The organism is Tardiphaga robiniae, assembly GCF_001618955.1.
GTDB classification, from domain to species: domain Bacteria; phylum Pseudomonadota; class Alphaproteobacteria; order Rhizobiales; family Xanthobacteraceae; genus Tardiphaga; species Tardiphaga robiniae_A.
Window position 1 is genome coordinate 310,001 of sequence record NZ_LVYV01000001.1, and the last position, 2,500, is coordinate 312,500.

Consider the following 2,500-nt stretch of genomic DNA (forward strand, 5'->3'; position numbering starts at 1 on the left):
TTCTGGTGGAGGCAGACGGGATCGAACCGACGACCTCATGCTTGCAAAGCACGCGCTCTCCCAGCTGAGCTATGCCCCCGTTCCAGAAGACGAATGCTCAACGCTCAATGAAGAGTACGTTTTGCAGATGCAAAGTCGACGTCAGCAGCAGCTCAATTCAAAGCGCGCAAATATGGTGGGCCTGGGAAGACTTGAACTTCCGACCTCACGCTTATCAAGCGCGCGCTCTAACCAACTGAGCTACAAGCCCTAACAACAAAGGACTGCGCTCGGCTCATCGACATGATCTTGCGATCAAACGCCAATAAGCAGCACGAGCACGCCCCAGCGTGTGTTCGTCCGCGAAGAAAGAGAAACGAAGACGGCGGTGTCCCGCCTATGCAGCTCAAACATTGATCCAATGTCTGGCCACTGATGTTTCAAAAGAGGATCGATAGAAGCAAGCTTCTGAAGATCCATCCTTAGAAAGGAGGTGATCCAGCCGCAGGTTCCCCTACGGCTACCTTGTTACGACTTCACCCCAGTCGCTGACCCTACCGTGGTCAGCTGCCCCCTTGCGGTTAGCGCACTGCCTTCAGGTAGAACCAACTCCCATGGTGTGACGGGCGGTGTGTACAAGGCCCGGGAACGTATTCACCGTGGCATGCTGATCCACGATTACTAGCGATTCCAACTTCATGGGCTCGAGTTGCAGAGCCCAATCCGAACTGAGACGGCTTTTTGAGATTTGCGAGGGGTCGCCCCTTTGCCTCCCATTGTCACCGCCATTGTAGCACGTGTGTAGCCCAGCCCGTAAGGGCCATGAGGACTTGACGTCATCCCCACCTTCCTCGCGGCTTATCACCGGCAGTCTCCTTAGAGTGCTCAACTAAATGGTAGCAACTAAGGACGGGGGTTGCGCTCGTTGCGGGACTTAACCCAACATCTCACGACACGAGCTGACGACAGCCATGCAGCACCTGTGCTCTATGCCCCGAAGGGAAGGTTCCATCTCTGGTACCGGTCATAGACATGTCAAGGGCTGGTAAGGTTCTGCGCGTTGCGTCGAATTAAACCACATGCTCCACCGCTTGTGCGGGCCCCCGTCAATTCCTTTGAGTTTTAATCTTGCGACCGTACTCCCCAGGCGGAATGCTTAAAGCGTTAGCTGCGCCACTAGTGAGTAAACCCACTAACGGCTGGCATTCATCGTTTACGGCGTGGACTACCAGGGTATCTAATCCTGTTTGCTCCCCACGCTTTCGTGCCTCAGCGTCAGTTATGGGCCAGTGAGCCGCCTTCGCCACTGGTGTTCTTGCGAATATCTACGAATTTCACCTCTACACTCGCAGTTCCACTCACCTCTCCCATACTCAAGACTTTCAGTATCAAAGGCAGTTCTGGAGTTGAGCTCCAGGATTTCACCTCTGACTTAAAAACCCGCCTACGCACCCTTTACGCCCAGTGATTCCGAGCAACGCTAGCCCCCTTCGTATTACCGCGGCTGCTGGCACGAAGTTAGCCGGGGCTTATTCTTACGGTACCGTCATTATCTTCCCGTACAAAAGAGCTTTACAACCCTAGGGCCTTCATCACTCACGCGGCATGGCTGGATCAGGCTTGCGCCCATTGTCCAATATTCCCCACTGCTGCCTCCCGTAGGAGTTTGGGCCGTGTCTCAGTCCCAATGTGGCTGATCATCCTCTCAGACCAGCTACTGATCGTCGCCTTGGTAGGCCATTACCCTACCAACTAGCTAATCAGACGCGGGCCAATCTCTCGGCGATAAATCTTTCCCCGTAAGGGCTTATCCGGTATTAGCACAAGTTTCCCTGTGTTGTTCCGAACCAAGAGGTATGTTCCCACGCGTTACTCACCCGTCTGCCACTGACGTATTGCTACGCCCGTTCGACTTGCATGTGTTAAGCCTGCCGCCAGCGTTCGCTCTGAGCCAGGATCAAACTCTCAAGTTGGACTTGAAACTTTAAACCGGCTGATCACAACGTATTGACGAGGTCCCACCATACTAAGTCGTTCAAAACCTTGCGGCTTTGGCGACCTGCTGTCCGCGCTTCACAGCGCTAACAACGATGGTGTTAACCTTTGTTCAAAACGTGTACCGCCGAAGTCTTTCGTCCGGCCCCGCCTCAGGAAGCCGAAGCTCCCATCGAACGAGACCCGCAAGGACTCCGCCGTCCACGTTTCTCTTTCTTCATTTTAACTTGTCAAACAGCCCAACGCCGAAGCGTCACTCTCCCCAGAAGGGAGAAATCTCTATCTTCAGATCTTCCAAAGTGAGATCCATCAGGCGGCATCCAGTGGATGCCAGCGCCCCGAAGGGAGCGAACCAGTAGACCTTCCGGAGGAAGGAAGCAATCTCTTTCTTCGCAGCGCGCCGATTATTTCGTTCGAAACAAGCAGCAGAACGTTGCACCGATCGAGATCCGCCAGGCCCCTTTTCAGAAACCTGACAACTCAACCCGACGACAAAACACCCACCGAAACTGTCGGCTGGTGCTTC

At 54.2% G+C, this 2,500-nt stretch carries 2 tRNA genes and 1 rRNA gene; all 3 read right to left on the reverse strand.

Annotation, left to right across the window (positions count from 1 at the left end):
• Positions 1-3: 3 nt before the first annotated feature.
• Positions 4-79: transfer RNA gene (locus A4A58_RS01485), tRNA-Ala, on the reverse strand.
• A gap of 94 nt (positions 80-173) precedes the next feature.
• Positions 174-250 (reverse strand) — tRNA-Ile (locus A4A58_RS01490).
• Between the two features lie 215 nt (positions 251-465).
• A 16S ribosomal RNA gene (locus tag A4A58_RS01495) occupies positions 466-1,952 on the reverse strand.
• Positions 1,953-2,500: the final 548 nt, after the last annotated feature.